Annotated in this window: 17 protein-coding genes; 9 read left to right on the top strand and 8 right to left on the bottom strand. The window is 74.3% G+C overall.

The window, feature by feature from the left end; all coding sequences use genetic code 11:
• The first annotated feature begins 1 nt into the window (after position 1).
• From ABZ457_RS20600 to ABZ457_RS20570, 7 genes are all read left to right on the top strand, one after another.
• Positions 2-889 (top strand): hypothetical protein, encoded by an 888-nt coding sequence (locus ABZ457_RS20600; RefSeq protein WP_359159176.1) that lies wholly within the window; start codon positions 2-4, stop codon positions 887-889.
• Positions 890-1,035: 146 nt separating this feature from the next.
• The gene (locus ABZ457_RS20595; protein ID WP_359159174.1) at positions 1,036-1,245 is read left to right on the top strand and encodes a Trm112 family protein; all 210 of its coding nucleotides are present in this window, start codon (positions 1,036-1,038) and stop codon (positions 1,243-1,245) included.
• Positions 1,242-2,072 carry an FkbM family methyltransferase gene (locus ABZ457_RS20590; protein WP_359159172.1) on the top strand — a complete coding sequence of 277 codons (831 nt, stop codon included), beginning with the start codon at positions 1,242-1,244 and terminating at the stop codon, positions 2,070-2,072. The genes ABZ457_RS20595 and ABZ457_RS20590 overlap by 4 nt, the downstream gene beginning before the upstream one ends.
• Positions 2,073-2,366: 294 nt before the next feature.
• The gene (locus ABZ457_RS20585; RefSeq protein WP_359159170.1) at positions 2,367-2,861 is read left to right on the top strand and encodes a DUF2617 family protein; all 495 of its coding nucleotides are present in this window, start codon (positions 2,367-2,369) and stop codon (positions 2,859-2,861) included.
• On the top strand, positions 2,858-3,280 hold the full coding sequence (locus ABZ457_RS20580; RefSeq protein ID WP_359159168.1) for a DUF4247 domain-containing protein: 423 nt from the start codon (positions 2,858-2,860) through the stop codon (positions 3,278-3,280). Before ABZ457_RS20585 ends, ABZ457_RS20580 begins: the two co-directional genes overlap by 4 nt.
• Before the next feature lie 113 nt (positions 3,281-3,393).
• Positions 3,394-3,831 (top strand): DUF350 domain-containing protein, encoded by a 438-nt coding sequence (locus ABZ457_RS20575; protein WP_359159166.1) that lies wholly within the window; start codon positions 3,394-3,396, stop codon positions 3,829-3,831.
• A 13-nt stretch (positions 3,832-3,844) separates the two neighbouring features.
• Entirely contained in the window at positions 3,845-5,461 is a 1,617-nt protein-coding gene (locus tag ABZ457_RS20570; protein ID WP_359159164.1) for a polyamine aminopropyltransferase, read from the top strand.
• 34 nt (positions 5,462-5,495) lie between these two features.
• On the opposite strand, the gene ABZ457_RS20565 is transcribed toward ABZ457_RS20570, so the two are convergent.
• From ABZ457_RS20565 to ABZ457_RS20540, 6 genes are all read right to left on the bottom strand, one after another.
• The gene (locus ABZ457_RS20565; protein WP_359159162.1) at positions 5,496-6,704 is read right to left on the bottom strand and encodes an MFS transporter; all 1,209 of its coding nucleotides are present in this window, start codon (positions 6,702-6,704) and stop codon (positions 5,496-5,498) included.
• Entirely contained in the window at positions 6,689-7,294 is a 606-nt protein-coding gene (locus ABZ457_RS20560; RefSeq protein ID WP_359159160.1) for a GNAT family N-acetyltransferase, read from the bottom strand. Before ABZ457_RS20560 ends, ABZ457_RS20565 begins: the two co-directional genes overlap by 16 nt.
• A complete protein-coding gene (locus ABZ457_RS20555; RefSeq protein WP_359159158.1) occupies positions 7,291-8,559 on the bottom strand; it encodes a type III PLP-dependent enzyme in 1,269 nt (422 codons plus the stop codon). The genes ABZ457_RS20560 and ABZ457_RS20555 overlap by 4 nt, the downstream gene beginning before the upstream one ends.
• Positions 8,556-9,860, bottom strand: a complete 1,305-nt coding sequence (locus ABZ457_RS20550; RefSeq protein WP_359159218.1) for a DUF6271 family protein — start codon at positions 9,858-9,860, stop codon at positions 8,556-8,558. Before ABZ457_RS20550 ends, ABZ457_RS20555 begins: the two co-directional genes overlap by 4 nt.
• Before the next feature lie 68 nt (positions 9,861-9,928).
• Positions 9,929-10,972: a phytanoyl-CoA dioxygenase family protein gene (locus ABZ457_RS20545; protein WP_359159156.1), complete on the bottom strand. Its 1,044-nt coding sequence runs from the start codon at positions 10,970-10,972 to the stop codon at positions 9,929-9,931.
• 224 nt (positions 10,973-11,196) lie between these two features.
• Positions 11,197-12,681, bottom strand: coding sequence for a glycoside hydrolase family 3 protein (locus ABZ457_RS20540; RefSeq protein ID WP_359159154.1), 1,485 nt, complete (start codon positions 12,679-12,681; stop codon positions 11,197-11,199).
• A 409-nt stretch (positions 12,682-13,090) separates the two neighbouring features.
• On the opposite strand from ABZ457_RS20540, the gene ABZ457_RS20535 reads away from it, so the two are divergent.
• Positions 13,091-14,485, top strand: a complete 1,395-nt coding sequence (locus tag ABZ457_RS20535; RefSeq protein ID WP_359159152.1) for a helix-turn-helix domain-containing protein — start codon at positions 13,091-13,093, stop codon at positions 14,483-14,485.
• A gap of 5 nt (positions 14,486-14,490) precedes the next feature.
• Here the strand turns inward: ABZ457_RS20535 and ABZ457_RS20530 are convergent, their stop codons facing one another.
• Together ABZ457_RS20530 and ABZ457_RS20525 are read right to left on the bottom strand one after the other, a co-directional pair.
• Positions 14,491-15,459 (bottom strand): SRPBCC family protein, encoded by a 969-nt coding sequence (locus ABZ457_RS20530; protein ID WP_359159150.1) that lies wholly within the window; start codon positions 15,457-15,459, stop codon positions 14,491-14,493.
• A 4-nt stretch (positions 15,460-15,463) separates the two neighbouring features.
• Entirely contained in the window at positions 15,464-16,195 is a 732-nt protein-coding gene (locus tag ABZ457_RS20525; RefSeq protein WP_359159148.1) for a histone protein, read from the bottom strand.
• A 229-nt stretch (positions 16,196-16,424) separates the two neighbouring features.
• Between ABZ457_RS20525 and ABZ457_RS20520 the strand changes: the two genes are divergently transcribed.
• On the top strand, positions 16,425-16,787 hold the full coding sequence (locus tag ABZ457_RS20520) for a gas vesicle protein (RefSeq protein WP_359159146.1): 363 nt from the start codon (positions 16,425-16,427) through the stop codon (positions 16,785-16,787).
• Positions 16,788-16,809: the final 22 nt, after the last annotated feature.

Raw genomic sequence — 16,809 nt, 5'->3', positions numbered from 1 at the left:
GATGTGGTGGGGTGTGGGCGCGGCCCTGGTCGCCAACCTGCTGTACAGCGTGGGGTTCGTGCTGGAGAAACGGGCGCTCGGGCGGCTGCCGGAGCTGTCCGCCGGGCGTCCGCTGCGCACGGTCCTGATCCTGGCGACGAGCCCCGCGTGGATCGCCGGTTCGCTGGCCCTGGCGGCCGGGTTCGTGGCCCAGCTGGTCGTCTACCGGGCCCTGCCCATCGCCGCAGCGCAGGGCATCTTCGTCTCCGGTCTGGTGCTGCTCCTGCTGCTGTCCTCGGCGGTCCTCGGGGAGCAGCCGTCCGGCCGGGAGCGCTGGGCCCTCGGGGCGGTCCTCGTGGCGCTGCTGATGGTGGTGGCCTCCGTGCGGGAGGGCGAGGACACGGTGGGCACCGGCGCGCCGTGGGCGCTGGTGCTCCTGGTGTGCGTGCCGACCCTGGGCGCCGGGGTGTGGCTGTACCGGCAGGTCGAGAAGCGCTCCCGCAAGCGCCACCGGGTGCCGACGAACGGCATCGGCTACGGGGTGGCGGTCGGTCTGCTGTACGGAGTCAGTTCGCTGGCCATCAAGGGCGCCTCGGGGACGCTGACCGGCGAGGGCCTGGGGGCGGCGGCACGCGCCCTGTTCGGCTCCCCGTACCCGTATCTGCTGCTGGTGACGGCGGCGGCCGGGCTCGTCATGTCGCAGGCGGCCCTCCAGCGCTGCCGCGCCTCGCTGATCGTGCCGGTGTGCACGACGGTGACCTGCCTGTTCACGGCGGTCCTCGGGACGCTGACCTTCGGGGAGACGCTGCCGGAGGACCCGCTGCTGCTGACCCTGCGGGTGGCGGGGACGGCGCTGGCGCTGTCGGTGCTGCTGGCCATGCCCCGCCACGATCCGGCTCCGGCCACCTGACCCGTGCCGTGCGGTGCGGCCCACCCCGACCGGCCGGCGCCGCACGGCACGGCCCCGCACCACCCGCCGTTCCCGACCGTCCGCCGTTCCCGACCGTCCGTCCGTCCACCCCTCGCCCCGATGCCCGTCCCGATTGGAGTCCGCCGATGAAGCCCGACGACCCGCTGCTGAAGATCCTGGCCTGCCCGCTCGACAAGGGTCCGCTCACCCTCCTGCCCGACCAGGACGTCCTGTGGAACCCGCGACTCCAGCTCAGATACCCGGTCGTGGACGGCATCCCGCAGTTGCTGCCCTCCTCCGGGGTGCGGGCCACCGCGGACGACACCGCGCCGGGTGACGGGACGGCGGCTCAGTGACCACCCTGGCGGCGGCGGTCGCCTCCCGGCTGCCGACCCGCTGGGTCGGTTCGGCGGCCTGCGCGCTCTACCCGCGCCTGGAGCCGGAGTTGGCCCGGCTCGCGGACTACTGCCCGGCCGGCGGCACGGCCGTCGACGTGGGGAGCTGGTACGGCCCCTGGGCGCGGCGGCTGGCCGCCCGCTGCGACCGGGTGGTCGCCGTGGAGCCGGTGGCCCATCTGGCGCAGTACCTGAAGTCCTCCCTGCCGGGCAACGCCCGGGTGGTGCACGGCGCCGCCACCGACCGGGAGGGCACCGCCCGGCTGTGGCTGCCGGAGGGCGACCGGGGTGACCGGGGGCTCTCCTCACTCACACGGAACAGCGTGCACGCCCACAGCGTGGAGGTGCCCGCGCTGACGGTCGACGGACTCGGCCTCGGGGACGTGGTGTTCCTCAAGATGGACGTGGACGGGGGCGAACTCCCCGCGCTGCGGGGTGCGGAGGGCGTGCTGTCCCGGCAGCGCCCGGCGCTGCTGATCGAACTGGAGGCGCGGATCCAGCCGGTGGCGCCGGTGGTGGACCTGCTGTCCGGGCTCGGCTTCCGGGGCTGGCTGCTGCCGGGCCGGGAGTGGGTGGCGCTGGCGGACTTCGACCTGGCGGCCCACCAGGCGCGCACCGAGCACCTGGTGCACCGGGGGATGCTGCGCCGCACCCTGGCGCCCGGCGGCGAGCGGTCCGGAACCGCCGCGGACGGGGACGCGCCGCAGCGGGAACGGTACGTCAACTCGGTGCTCTTCCTGCCGGAGGGCCGCGAGCCGGGGTACGCGCGGGAGGCGGCGGGCGCCTGAACCACCGCGTCCACACCACGCGTCGGCGGGCCCGGCCGGGAACCCCTTGGGGGAACCGGCCGGGCCTGTGCCATACTCGGCGCGCTCCCGCCCGCACCGACACGAGTTCCGAGGCCCCCTGTTGATGCCCGAGTCCGCCGCCCGCGCCACCGCCGGAGGTCCGACGCGCCGCCGGCCCGCGACCGTGCCGGAGGCCGTGACGCGGGCGGGGGCGGGGCGCGCGGGCGGGACCGCCGGGGGCCGGAGCGACGGGAGTCGGACCGGTGCGAGTGGGACCGCCGGGGGCGCCCGCGCATGAGCGGCATAGCACTCGCGATCCCGTATCTGGACACGGGCGCCGACCAGTTGTCCTTCACCCTGGGCCGGTCCGCGCATCCGGCGCTCGCCGTCCGCGAGACGCGGGTGGCGGGTGTGGACGTGCGCCTGCGGCTGCTGGGCGCCTCCCACCAGGTCTTCGCCGGGCCGGTGCGGGAGACCGTCGCCTGCCTGCCCGGGGTGGCGGGCGGGCTGCCCGAGTCGGCGGTGCACGAGTTCGACGACTGGACCTACCGGTTCGGCGCGCGCGTGCGCACCCTGTCCGGGGCCGCGTTCGGCGCGGAGGTCGAGCGGCTGCTCGCCCGCGCGGAGGCGAGCCCGGACGCCCTGTACGGGGTGTTCCCCGGTTCCCCGCACGCGGTCACCGCCCTGACCGTCGGCCCGGACGCGCACGGACTGACCTGGCGCACCTGGCACACGTACCCGCAGAGCCGCCAGATCGTGGCGACGCACACCCGGCTGGAGGCCCGTTGAGGACCGCCCGACTCATCAGCGTGACGACCGTGGCCGCGATCGCCGCGCTGGCGCTCACCGCCTGCGGCGACGACGGCGAGGGGAGCAGCGGCAACGCCGTGCCGTCCTCGTGGATACGCAGCGAGTACCGCAGCGCCGCCCCCGGCGCCGGCTGGACGGACACCACCGACGGACTGTCCACGGTGGCCAAGGAGATCCACGGCCACACCTCGGCGCGCGACCGCATCAGCTCGCCCGATGTCGAACTCCTGCGCTACCGCGACGACATCGTGGCGGTCACCCCGCTCGCCGCGGGCGGCAGCCGGATCGAGATCGACGACTACCGCACCGGCCACCAGCGCTGGCGCTCCCGTATCGGCTCGCTGTGGCCGGACCCGGACAGCGCGTTCCGGGGCGGCGGCCCCGGGTCCGGCAAGTAGCACCGGCGCCCGTCCGCAAAACCGTCCCGCACGCCCCGCACGCACCACAGCCCCGCACGCACCACAGCCCAGCCCGACAGCCCGAAAAGCCCGTAAGCCCGAAAGGCACTCCCGTGTCAGAGATCCTGGAATCGGCAGGCAACGCCCTGCTCTACGGCCTGGTCGGCTTCGTCGTGATGGCCGCCGGCTTCATCGCGCTCGACCTCGTCACGCCCGGCAAGCTGGTGCACGTGGTGTGGACCGAGCGCAACCGCGGCGCCGCCGTGCTGCTGGCCGGCCAGACCCTCGCCATCGGCCTTGTCATCGACCAGTCGATACGCGCGAGCGAGTCCGAACTGGGCCTCGGGCTGGGGCTGTTCAGCACCCTGGTGTACGGCCTGGCGGGCGTGGTCGTGATGACCGTGGTCTCGCTGGTGGTGGGGCTGCTGACGCCCGGCCGGCTCGGGCACGCGGTGCTGGACGACAACGGCGACCGGCCGCACCCCGCCGCGTGGGTGCAGGCGGCCCTGTACATCGGCACGGCCTTCATGGTCGGCGCGGCCGTCTCCTGACGGCCCGCACACCATGGGCACCACCACGCGGGACCGCGCCACCGCCCCGCCCGCACAGACCGGCCCGCCGGTCTCGGCCACGGCGACGCACTCCCGGGGCGCGCGCTTCCTGCTCCTCTTCGCCGTGTTCCTCTGCGCGGCCTGCGGACTGGTCTACGAGCTGGCGCTGACGGCGCTCGGCAGCTACCTCATCGGCAACTCGGTGATGCAGACCTCCGTGGTCATCTCCGTGATGGTCTTCGCGATGGGCATCGGCTCGCTGGCCGCCAAGCCCCTCCAGCGGCGCGCGGTGGGCGCCTTCGCCGTCGTGGAGGGGCTGCTCGCCCTGATGGGCGGGCTGTCGGTGCTGGTGCTGTACGTGGCCTTCGCCTGGCTGCGGCTCTACATGCCGGCGATGGTCGTGGTGTCCTTCCTGGTCGGTCTGCTGATCGGGGCCGAGATCCCGCTGCTGATGACCCTCCTCCAGCGGATTCGCCGGCAGGAGGCGGGCAGCGCGGTCGCCGACATGTTCGCCGTGGACTACATCGGGGCGCTCATCGGCGGGCTCTGCTTCCCGCTGCTCCTGCTGCCGGCCTTCGGCCAGCTCAAGGGCGCGCTGGTGGTGGGAGTGGTCAATGCCCTGGCGGGCGTCCTGGTGGTGGTGTGGATCTTCCGGCGCACCATCCGCCGGGTGGTGCGGATCGGCCTGCTGAGCGGGATGGCCGTGGTGCTGGCCGTCCTCGGCACGGTGTACGTGCTGGCGGACGACATCGAGGTGACGGCTCGTCAGCAGCTGTACCGGGACCCGATCGTGCACGCGGAGACCACCCCGTACCAGGACATCGTCATCACCCGCTCGACGGCCTTCAACGGGGAACCGGACACCCGGCTGTTCCTCAACGGGGACCTGCAGTTCTCCTCGGTGGACGAGTACCGCTACCACGAGGCGCTGGTCCACCCGGCCCTGTCGGGGCGGCGCGCCTCGGTGCTGGTCCTCGGCGGCGGCGACGCCCTCGCGCTGCGGGAGGTGCTGCGCTACGAGGACGTCGAGGAGGTGACCCTGGTCGACCTGGACCCGGCGATGACCCGCCTCGCCCGGGGCTACGGCCCGCTGCGGGAGCTCAACGGCGGGGCCCTGGCCGACCCCCGGGTCACCGTGGTGAACGCGGACGCCTTCAACTGGCTGCGGGACGGCGGCAAGCGCTACGACACGGTCCTGATCGACTTCCCGGACCCGGACACGGCGGCGCTGGCCAAGCTGTACTCGGTCGAGTTCTACGACCTGCTGCGACGGGCGCTGAAGCCGGACAGCCAGGTCGTGGTGCAGGGCGGGTCGCCGTTCTTCGCCCCCAAGTCGTACTGGTCGATCGCGGCGACGATCCGGGAGGCGGGCTACCGCACCACCGAGTACCAGGTGGATGTGCCGAGCTTCGGGAACTGGGGCTTCGTGCTCGCCCGCCCCGGCCGGGACGCGGCGGCCCCGCCCCTGCGCCTCGCGGACGGCGCGCCGCCGCTGCGCTTCCTCGACGACGACGTCCTGCGGGCCGCCACCGTCTTCCCGGTGGACCGGCGCCCGCAGGACGTACGGCCGAGCACGCTGATGGACCCGGTGGTGCTGGAGTACACGCGCCACGAGTGGCAGAACTACTGATCCCGCCGCCCCCGTGCCCTTATACGGCATACGGCTATACGGCGGCCGGCGCCTCCTTCCCGGCGGCGGCGCCCCACCGGATCCGGGCCGTGCACAGGGGCACCAGCAGGGCGGCCGCGGCCACCACGCCCATCCCCCACCGCAGATCGGCGGCCCCGGCGACGAAGCCGATGACGGCGGGCCCGGCGAGCAGGCCGGTGGTGCCCAGGGAGGCGACCAGCGCCAGCGCCGAGGGGCCCTCGGCCGCTGCGGCGACATAGAGGCAGGGGGTCACGGCCGCGATGCCCAGCCCCATACAGGCGAAGCCGATCAGCGCGGGGACCACTCCCCCGGCGAGCAGCGCGAGGGCCAGGCCCGCGCCCGCGACCGTGCTGCCCACCCGGACCACCCGGGCGTCGCCCCAGCGTTCGCGCCAGCCGTCCCCGAGGAGCCGGGCGAGGACCATCATCACGGAGACGACCGCGATGCCCATGGGGGCGAGCTGTGCCGGGGCGCCGGCGACGTCCTCCAGATAGAGCGCCGACCAGTCGTTCATCGAGCCCTCGGCGACCGTGCCGCAGACCATGGCGGCGCCCAGCCAGAGCGTGATCCGGGTCGGCGCCGTCAGCCGTCGGCGCCCGCTCGCCTCCTTCGTCCCGGCCGCATCCTTCGTCCCGGTCGGCTGCTCCTCGGATGCCGCGTCGGGCAGCAGCCGGGCCCGGGCGCACCCCAGCAGGACGAGCAGGAGGACCGCGGCGACGGCGAAGTGCTGGACGACGCCCGGGGTCACCAGGTGCATACCGGCCGCGACCAGGGCGGCGAGGAAGGACCCCGCGCTGAAGGTGGCGTGCAACTGGGCCATGGCGGCCCGCCCGTGGGCCTTCTCCAGGGCCGCGCCCTGTGCGTTCATGGCCACGTTGAGGCAGCCGACGGCCACCCCGTCGGCGCAGATCACGAGCAGGGCCACCGGGTAGTTCGGGGCGGCGGCCAGAGCGAGGAGGAGGGCCATCAGGCAGAGCGCGGAGAGCAGGGCGAGCCGCCGGGAGCCGAGGCGGCGCATCAGCAGGGTGACCAGCGGGAAGGAGGCCGCCGCCCCCGCCCCGCAGGCGGTGAGCAGGACGCCCGTCTCGACCTCGCTCAGGCCGAGTTGCGTCTTGAGGGCGGGGAGGCGGGCGGCCCAGGTGGCGTACTGGAAGCCGAGGAAACAGAACAGGGCCGCGATCGCCAGTTGCGTCCGTCTGAAGTCGTTCATGACACCGGGCACGGGAGACTGCCCCCTTCCGTGGGACGGGATTCGGTACGGGTTTCGGTGCGGGTTTCGGTGCGGGTCGGGTGGCCCTCGCGGCGGCTGCCGGGCAGGGCGAGGGACATATAGACGGCGCCGGCGCCGTAGTCCGGCGGAACCGGGACCTCCGGGTGGGCGCGGAAGCCGTGGGACGCCCAGAAGCCGGCCATCCCGCCCACGGCGACGAGGGAGACCCGCTCCCAGCCGGGGTCCGCGCCCGCCGTCAGCCGCGCCAGCAGCCGCCCGCCCCAGCCCCGGCCGCGCAGCTCCGGGAGGACGGCCAGGTCGTGCAGATGGAGGTTGGCCGTCGCCGGGTGGGCGGCGGTCCCGGGCTCCGGGCGGGCCAGGTCCGGGAAGCGGAACGGCGGGTAGGGCAGGGCGAGGAGATAGCCCGCGACCCGGCCGCCCCGGTCCAGGACGAAGCAGGTGTCCGGGGAGATCCGGCCCTTGGACTCCAGTGCCGCCCGCCCCTCGACGAGGGCGGTGCCCGCGTACGCGGCGGCCTCCACGGCGGCGACGCCTGGCCAGTCGGCGTCCCGGACGGGGCGGATGCGCGGGTCGGGGCTCACCGCTCCCGCCCTTCCGCCGGGACGGCGGCCGGGGCCGCGTCACGGGCGGCCGCCGGTCGCGTCGCGGGGGCGGCCGGGGTCGCGTCGCCCTTTCCGTCGCCCGCCGCCCAGGCGTACGGCAGCGGCGGGAAGCCGTTGAAGCCGCGCGTCATATAGCTGGTGGCGTAGGCGCCGGCGGACAGGATCCAGACCGGGTCGCCCGAGGCGAGGCCGCGCGGGACGCGCTGGGCCGGGTCGGCGTAGGCGTCGTCGCTGTCGCAGGTCGGGCCCGCGACCACGGCGGGCACCCGGTCCTCGCCGGGGGTGCGGCCGGGGAAGACCAGCCGGTGGCACAACTGGTCCATCTCGTAGAGGCCGTTGAACTTGCCGACGCTGAGATAGAGCCAGCGCGCGTCCCGTCCGCCGGGCCCCCGGCGGGTGGTCAGGCGGCTGACGTGCGCCCGGATCGCGCCGTGGTCGGCCACCAGATGGCGGCCCGGTTCGACGACGAAGGCCAGCGGCCCGCCGTTGACGTGCCGCAGCCGGTCCATCCCGTCGCGGATGACGGCGAACATCTTGTCCAGCGGGGGTTCGAGCGGGCGGCCGCGCCGGTCGAGGTAGCCCGCGGCCGGCAGGCCGCCGCCGAGGTTGACATGGTCCGGGGCGATACCGTGCTCGCGCAGCGCGAGCAGGGTGTCGGCCAGGGTCTCGGCGGCCTCGGTCCACGCCTCGGCGGTCATCTGCTGGGAGCCGACGTGCACGGAGAGACCGGCCGGTGTCAGTCCGGCGGCCCGGGCGGCGGTCAGCACCCGCACGGCGTCGTCGGGCGAGCAGCCGAACTTGTGGCTGAGCCCCCACAGGGCGCCGTCGCCGCTGGTGGCGAGGCGGCAGAACACCCGGGCACCGGGGGCCTGCGCGGCGACGGCCGTCACATCCTCGACGCTGTCGGTGGCGAAGGTCCGGATGCCGAGGCGGTGGGCCTCGGCGATCTCCGCGTCGGACTTCACCGTGTTGCCGTAGTGGATCAGCCGGGCGGGCACGCCCAGGCGCAGGACCTGGGCGATCTCGGCGGGGCTCGCCGCGTCGAAGCCCGCGCCCACTTCGGCGAGGCAGGTCAGGACCTCGTCGACGGGGCAGGACTTGACGGCGAACCGGACGGCGGCGCCGGGGAGTTCCCGGGTCAGCCGGCGGTAGGCGTCCGCCATGCCGGTGAGGTCGAGGACGAGCCGGTCCGAGGGAGCGGCGGCGAGGGCGGCGGCCAGCCGGGCGGGTACCTGGGCGTTCACCCCTCCGCACCCCCGAAGCCGGTGTCGCGGGCGGCCCGCATCAGCGGGTCCCAGACGTCGACCAGCAGGGCGAAGTCCTCGATGTCCCGCCGGGCTTCGTCGAGCAGTGTCTCGCGCCGGTCGGCGAGGAGGTCCGCGACGTGGGCGTAGCGGCCGCCGAGTTTGCGGTAGCAGGTGTCGACGCGGTCCAGCCGCCAGTGGTTCTCGGCGCGGTCCAGGCCGGTGCTCGCGCGCAGCAGCGCGGAGACGGCCTCGGGGCGCAGCCGGTCGTCCGCGTCGAGAAGGGCGGGGCCGGCCTCGGCGAGGGCGTCGTAGACGGCGTGGAAGTAGAGCATGGAGAGGAGGAACTTCACGAAACGCGTCTGGTAGGCGAGAAAACCCGTGTCGGTACGGCGTTCGGGGGTGTGGAAGTTCTCGATGTGGCGGTTGTGCAGCACGCCGGGGAGGGTCGCGTCGTGCACCAGGTGGAGGAGGAAGTAGTCGCTGCCGATGGTGTCGGTCGCGGGCGGCAGCGGCACCCGTTCGTACACCTCCCGGTCGAAGGCGATGTTGCACATGTCCACCCGCATGGGGTCGACCAGGGTCAGGGTGGTGTCGTCGCCGGTGAAGGGATCGGTCCCGGCGCCCCGGAAGGACTCCGCGACCAGTGCGCGCTTGCGCTCCTCCGGCCAGCCGCCGGGGGCCCAGAGGCCGACGACCTCGTGGTACACCGCCGCGTCGAGCCGTTCCATCTCGGCGAGGTCCACGGAGGGCGCGCCGATGAAGGAGGCGCCGGCCAGGGAGACGGGCCGGTTGGCGTGGGCCGGGTCGAGCCGGGTGCGGGTGACGGCGGCGGAGGCGGAGGCGGCCGGTCCCCCGAGGGAGGCGAGCTCGTGGTGGACGGGGAAGACCGGCTGCCCGTCCAGGGTCTGGTAGCGGCTGTCCGAGTCCCTGCGGTGCACGGAGCGGCAGCCGAGGGCGGCGGCGAGGAGGAAGGCGCGGTCGGTGCAGGCGCCGTAGGAGACGGCGTCGGGGAGCAGCAGACCGCGGAGGCGCTCGGGTTCGGCGAGTCCGGCGTTCCGGATCATCCGGCGCAGGAGTTCGCGCTGCCGGGCCTCGTCCAGGTGGTGGACGGTGACGCCGGGGGTGGCGGGCAGGGCGGCCAGGACGCGGGCGTGTTCGGCCCGGACGGCCTCGGTGGCCGAGTCCAGGACCAGCAGGCGGACCTCGGTGCCGAAGGCGCGGGCGGCGTGGGCCGCCTCGGCGGCGGTGGCGGCCAGGGTGGCGGCGCAGGCCCGGTTGGTGGGCAGGGTGAGGCAGATCGGGTCGCCGGCGGACGGCGCGGGGGCGGGGCGTCGGGCGGCGGGGCGTGCGGGGGCGGGGCGTGCGGTCACCGGGCGGACTCCTGTCCGCGCCAGGAGTCCAGCCCCAGCAGCCTGCGGCCCAGGCCGTTCAGCTCGGCGGGGCCGTAGCGCAGGGACTCGTGCCGGGCGGCGTCCCCGAGGAGGGTGCCGTTCCAGCCGGGCGTGGTGAGGGTCCGCCAGGACTCCACGCGGGAGTCCCGCAGTTCGGTGTGCTCCTCCAGGGCGGGCATCATCGAGAGGTACTGCACGGCCCGGACCTGGTTCGCGGAGAGGTTGGGCGCGACGCCGTGGGCGAGCAGGCCGTTGAAGACGAGCAGGTCGCCGGCCTGGAGGTCGGGGCGCACCACGGGGAACTCGGCGCGGTCGGCGCCGGGCCTGATGGGGTCGCGGCCGGGCGGCTGCGCGATCCGCCACTCCTCGAAGCGGCGGAAGAGTTCGGGCGCGCACTGGAATCCGCCGAGTTCGGGCTCGGTGTCGTTGAGGGCGAGGATGCCCTGGACGCGCTGCGGCAGCACCCCGAGGGTGGTGTCGACGTCCCAGTGGAGTTCGATGTCGAAGCCCTCGTCGGTGGGCTCGATCAGGGAGCGGGAGCGGTTCCCCCGGTTCGGCGGGTTGAGGTTGAGCCGGTCCAGGGTGACCCACAGCTCCTCGCAGTCCCAGACGTCGGCGAAGGCGTCGTGGACGCGCTGCGACTGGCGGGTGTCCCAGAGGAGCTGGTGGTGGTACGCCTCGACGAAGCCGTAGACGTACAGATCGCGGTCGAGGTCCGAGCGGAAGGTCCGCTCCCGGTACCAGGTGTCGGGGCGGTCCGGGTCGAGTCCCTGGAACTCCCAGGCGAATTCGAGGAGGCTCTTGGCCTCGCCCGGGGTGACGGCGCCCCGGACGACGACATAGCCGTAGGTCTGCCAGAAGGCGAAGTCCTCCTCGGACAGCACCCGCAGGGGCAGGGTCTTGCTGAGATCGCGCAGCGGGGTCGGCGTGAGGTAGGTCTCGCCGTCCGCGCTGAAGTAGGGGCGCCGCGAGGCGGCCCGGTGGAGGTAGGGGGAAGGGGAGGGGGCAGGAGTCGGCATGCCAGCACTCCAGGGCTCGGGAAGGGTCGGTGGCGCCGAGTGGCGGAACCCCAGGCCGGCTCGATGATCGAACTGAGGTTCCCTCACGCTGGCCTGGACCAATTGCGGGAGTCAACCGCCACCGGCACAAGTTGCCGTCAATTGCCTGCCAGTTGCCGGTCGCACCCCGGCCGTGCCCGGCGGCGGCCCCGTGACCGTCCCTTTGGGCGCCCTCCCCCGCCCCGTCAGCCCTCCACGATCCGCTCCGCCGCCGCCGTGCCGCAGACCCGGGCCGCGCCGTGGGTGGCGAGGTGCAGCGCCCCGCGCGGCGGGGACTGCGGTACGCCCATCTCCACCACCACGGTGTCCGGGCGGGCGGCGAGGATTGTGTCCAGGGCCGAGCGCATCCAGGGGTGCCGGTGCTCGTCGCGGACGACCGCGACGATCCGGCGGTCCCCGGCCGCCGCCAGTGCCTCGGCGCCCGCGCCGGGTCCGCGGTACGACCCGCCCCGGGTGCCCGGCAGCAGGCGCGCCAGGTCCGCCTCCACGCCCCAGGGAGTCTCGTCGCCCACCGCGATATTGGGCTCCGGGGCGAAGGTCGCCACGTGCACCGGTCCGGTGACGGGCGCGGCGGACCCGGCACGTGTCACCGTGACCGCGCGGCGCGCGGCGCGCAGCCCGATCTCCGGGTCGGGCGGGGACCCGGCCGCCGCCCGCGCCCCCGCGGTCCAGCGCGCGAGCCGTCGGACCCGGTCGGCGGCGTCCGCCAGCCGCTCCTCGGGCAGTTCACCCGAGACCACGGCGGCGACCAGCGCGTCCCGCAGGCTCAGCACGGTGCCCTCGTCGTTCAGTCCGCCGCCCACGCAGATGGCGTCGGCACCCGCCGCGACCGCCAGGACGACACCGTGCTCCAGGCCGTAGGTGCCCGAGATGGCGCGCATCTCCATGCCGTCGGTGACGATCAGCCCGTCGTAGCCCAGCTCCCCGCGGAGCAGTTCGGTGAGGATGCGCCGCGAGAGGGTGCCGGGGCGCTCCGGGTCCAGGGCGGGGACCAGGATGTGCGCGCTCATGATCGCGCGGGTGCCCGCTTCGACGGCCGCGCGGAAGGGCACCAGTTCGCGGGTGCGCAGGGTCTCCTCGTCCACGTCGATACGCGGGAGGGCATGGTGGGAGTCGACGCCGGTGTCGCCGTGCCCGGGGAAGTGCTTGGTGCACGCGGCGACGCCGGCCGTCTGCATGCCCTCGACGTACGCGGCGGTGTGGCGGGCGACGAGGGCGGTGTCCGCGCCGAAGGAGCGTACGCCGATGACCGGGTTGTCCGGGTCGGCGTTCACATCGGCGGACGGCGCCCAGTTGAAGTTGACGCCGCACTCGGCCAGTTGGCGGCCCAGTTCGCGGGCGACGCCCCGGGTGAGTCCCGGGTCGTCCACGGCACCGAGGGCGAGGCTGCCGGGGAACGAGGAGCCCGTGCGCACATCCAGGCGGGTGACGTCGCCGCTCTCCTCGTCGATGGCGACCAGGAGTTCGTCCCGTTCGGCGCGCAACTCGGCGGTGAGCGCCGTGACCTGCTCCCGGGAGGTCACATTGCGGCCGAACAGGGCGACGGAGGCGAGCCCTTCGCCGACCCGGCGGCGCACCCAGTCGGGCGCGGTGGTGCCGGCGAATCCGGGCTGGAGGACCGCGAGGGCGTCCCGGGTGAGGGTGTCGTCGGCAGTGGCGAATGTCGTCATCGGGGGGTTCGTCCCTTCACGGAGCGGCCGTCCGGGCCGCGCGCAGCCTGGTCGCGGGATGGGGGTCATCGGGGTCGGGACACGTCGGACGAGCGGCGCGGGTCCGCGCCGCCCTCGACGACGCACTCGGAGGTGGACTGTGCCCGTCGCAGCGGCGGCCCGGGGTCCGCGCACCGGGTCATGGTGCGCCCCGGAACCACCACGGGGAGCTTGGCCTAGACTTTTCGCAGCGTCAAGGCGGCCCCGGAGAGCGGGCGTTGAGGACGGCGGACACACTCACGGCGCACGGCGGCCACCGCCCGCGACACGCCCAGTTGGACTAGACCACAGGGCCGCTGGGGGTTATAACGGGAGCCCTGCGGGCCTCCGGGCACTTCCTAGCCGCCCACCACATCGATCCAGGGATGTCGTGACAGAACAGCGCGTTGCCACCAGGCGGCTCCGGACCACCGGGGACGCACCCGCGGGCCGCCACCCGAAGGCCGCCGCCGGCCCCTGGCGGGGCTCCCAGGACCGGGAGGCGGGCGCACCGGCCGACCCGCCCTCGCTGGACACCCTGGTGACCGCCCTGGTCACCGCACGCGAGGCCGCCTGCCTCACCCAGGAGGCCCTGGCGGAACGGTCCGGGGTGAGTGTGCGGGCCATCCGCAATCTGGAGACCGGTCACACCGCCCGCCCCCGCAAGCAGTCCCTGCTGCTGCTCGCCGAGGCCCTGGGCGTACGGCCCGCGGACGTCGGGCTGTTACCCGGGCGCCCCTCCCCCGTGAGCCTCCCCCGCCCCGCCCGGTCCACGGGCCCGCTCCCGGCGGAGCTGCCGCCGCCCCCGCGCCACCGGCTCGTCGGCAGACGGAGGCACATCGACGCGCTCCGGACGCATCTGACGGCCCCGGGCCACGGCGACGACGGCCGGCCGGCCGTCGTCGTCGGTCCGCCCGGTGGCGGACGGACCGCGCTGCTCCTGGCGGCGGCGCACGGGGCGCGCGACCGCTTCCCGGACGGCCAGGTCTTCGTGGACCTCCATCCGGCCGCGTCCGCCGCCCCGTTCACCCCGGACGCGCTGGTGCGCCGGGTGCTGCGTTCCCTGGGCGCCGTGCCGCCCGCCGGCGGGCCGGAGGAGGCGGCCGCCCGCCTGCGGGACGCGCTGAGCCGGCGGCGGGTCCTGGTCGTCCTCGACAACGCGGACAGCGAGGCGCAGATCCGGCCGCTGCTCGTGGACGGCGGCCACAGCGCGGTCCTGGCGGGCGCGCGGCGTGAACTGCCCGCGCTGGACTCCCCGTTCCGGCGGCGGATCGGCGTCCTGACCGAGCCGGACGCCCTGGCGCTGCTGGAGGACCTGGTCGGCGCCACCCGCATCCGGGCGGAGCCGGCGGCCGCGGCGGAGCTGGTGCGCTTCTGCGCGCGGCTGCCACTGGCCCTGCGCATCGCCGGACTGTGGCTCTCGGCCCGTCCGCACCGCTCCCTCGGCGACCTGGCGGCCCGGCTGGCCGACGGCCGGGACCGCGTCCGCTTCCTGCGCATCGGGGACCTGTCCCTGCAGGCGAGCGTGGCGGCCTGCCACCGGGTCCTGCCGATCGCGGTCCGGGGCTCCCTGCGGCGGCTGCGCACGGTGGGCGACGGCTTCACCGCGGACGGTCTGGTGCCGCACACGGCCCCGGGACCGGCCGCGGCGGCGGACCTTCTCGACGAGCTGGTGTCCCTGCAACTGGTCCACGCGGACGGCGCGGACGCGTACGGGCGGGTGCGCTACCGGGTGCACGACGCGGTGCGCCAGTACGTCACCCACTGCCTGCCGGGCGACGGCTGACGGGCTCAGCGCCGGGCGGTCTCCGCGTCGTCCTCGTCCCCCTCCGGCTCGTCTTCCAGTTCCTCGTCGCCCTCGGCGCCTTCCGCGTCCTCGTCGTACTCGTCGTCGTACTCACCCTCGGCCTCGTCGTCCTCGGCCTCCGCCTGTTCCTCCTCCTCGACCGCCTCCTCGTGGGTGCGGACGACCTCGCCGTCCCGGATCTCACCGCGCCAGCCCTCGGCCTCCTCCTCGGCGAAGGTGACGTACCGCTGGAAGTGCTTGAAGTCCAGGCGCAGCCGCCGCCCCTGGGCACGCCAGAGGTTGCCGGTCTTCTCGAAGAAGCCGGAGGGGTAGTACTCGACGACCAGGACGATCCGTGTGAGCGTCGGGCCGAGTTCGTGGAAGGACACACAGCCGCGCGTGGAGCCCTTGGCCCCTTCCGACGTCCACACGATCCGGTCGTCGGGTATCTGCTCCTCGACGGTGGCCTTCCACCCCCGGGTCGACGGTCCGACCTTGACCTTCCAGTCGCTGCTGGTCTCGTCGCCCTGGGACACGCTCCGCACGCCCTTGGTGAACGAGCTGAACTCCTCGTACTGCGTCCAGTGGTCGTAGGCGCTGCGCAACGGCACGCCCACGTCCAGGACTTCCACGATGTTCATCACTTTGGTACTCCCGGCCTTGCGGCCTCCTCCCCCGCTCTTGCCGAATACGTCCTTCACCTTGCCGACCACGTTCTCCTTGAGGCCCTTGGCCTTCTCGCTCACGAAGGCCTTGAGCGGGGACTCGCCCTGGAGGACGCGCAGCCCGGCCTCGGGCAGCACACCTCCGTTGTCGGCGACATCGAGGAGGTCGTCGGCGAGATCGGCGAGCCGGTCGCCCGCCCGCTCGGCGAGTGCGGTCACCCGGGCCGACACATGGTCGGCCAGTTCGCCCTTCAGCAGGTCCAGGCCGGAGGTCTGGTCGGACACCTTCTCGCGCTGTCCGGTGGCCATGGCACTACCTCCTCCGACCCGTGGTCTTCTTGGCGGCCGTCTTCTTCGCAGCGGACGCCTTTCCCGCTGCCGCCGTCTTCTTCGCAGCGGTCTTCTTCGCCGGGCCGCCGGCCGACGCGGCCGTCTTCTTGGCAGCGGTCTTCTTGGCAGCGGTCTTCTTCGCGGCGGTCCTTTTCGCGGCGGTCTTCTTGGCCGGAGCCTCCTTGGCCGGGGGCTTCTTCGGGGCGGACCGGGAGACGGAACCGCCGCCCTCTCCGGAACTCCGCCGGCGCCTGCTGCGCCTCGGCTCCTCCGCTTCCTCCGCTTCCTCCGCTTCCTCCTCGTCGTACTCCGAGGGCTCCCCCTCGTCCTCCTCTTCCCCCTCGTAGGCGTCCTCGGGGGCCTCCTCCTCGCCCTCCTCTTCCTCCTCATCGCGACGGGAGGTGTCCCCCAGCCGCAGCGTGCGCTCGTGCAGGGAGTCCGCGAGGCCCGCGAGACGGCGGTCGGCCGTCGCGGAGAGGGCCGAGCGCCCCGCCTCGAAGACCTCGCCCTTGAGCTGGTCCCCCAGCTGGGCGACCTGGGGAAGGGAGGCCAGGCGGCGAGCGCCCTGTTCCAGAAGCTGTTTGGGATCGAGCGCCAGTTTGCGGCCCGCGACCAGCCCGATCACGGTGAGCGCGAGCCGTCCCTTCTTGGTCCTACCGAGCACATAGCCGCCCGCGACGGCGGCGGCCAGCGCAATCTTGGTCGTGTCATCCATCGGGATTCCCTTCGGCAGGGCGGAGGGCTCTCGCAGAGCCCGCCCCGGGCGGCGGCCCACGGCCGCGGCCCCTCACGGCGGGTTCATCACCCGTCCGCCACTTAGCACCCTGCCCCACCGCGAAAGATTCATCCACATATGATTCGATTGTCTGTTTTACTCGGGGGCGGGTACCCGGAACCGCGTGCCCGGACCACGGGACCACCAGGAACGACCACCGAGGACGACCATGGCCACCGATCGCCGTTCCGGCAGCGAACGCAAACCGGCCGGGAAGGCCGGAAGAACCGGGCAGGCCGGGAAGGCCGAAAAGGCCGGGGCCGCCGGGAAGAACGCGGACGCGGCGCAGGCGATGCGCTCCGCCGCCGGCAGCCTCCAGGAGCTGCTGGGCCGGCCCCCCGAGTCGGTGTCCGCCCTCCGGCGCACGGACGACGGCTGGGAGGCGGATGTGGAGGTCCTGGAACTGGAACGCGTTCCCGAGACGACGAGTGTCCTCGGCAGTTACCACGTCACGCTCGACCGGGACGGCGAACTCGTCGGCTACGAAAGGACCCGGCGGTACACACGGGGACAGATCGACCGGCGCGACTGACCGTTCGCCCGGCCTCGAAGGG

The organism is Streptomyces sp. NPDC005805, from assembly GCF_040630445.1.
In the GTDB taxonomy this organism is placed as follows: Bacteria; Actinomycetota; Actinomycetes; order Streptomycetales; family Streptomycetaceae; genus Streptomyces.
Note: the sequence above shows the minus strand (reverse complement) of the source record. Positions and strands in the feature narration are given on the sequence as shown.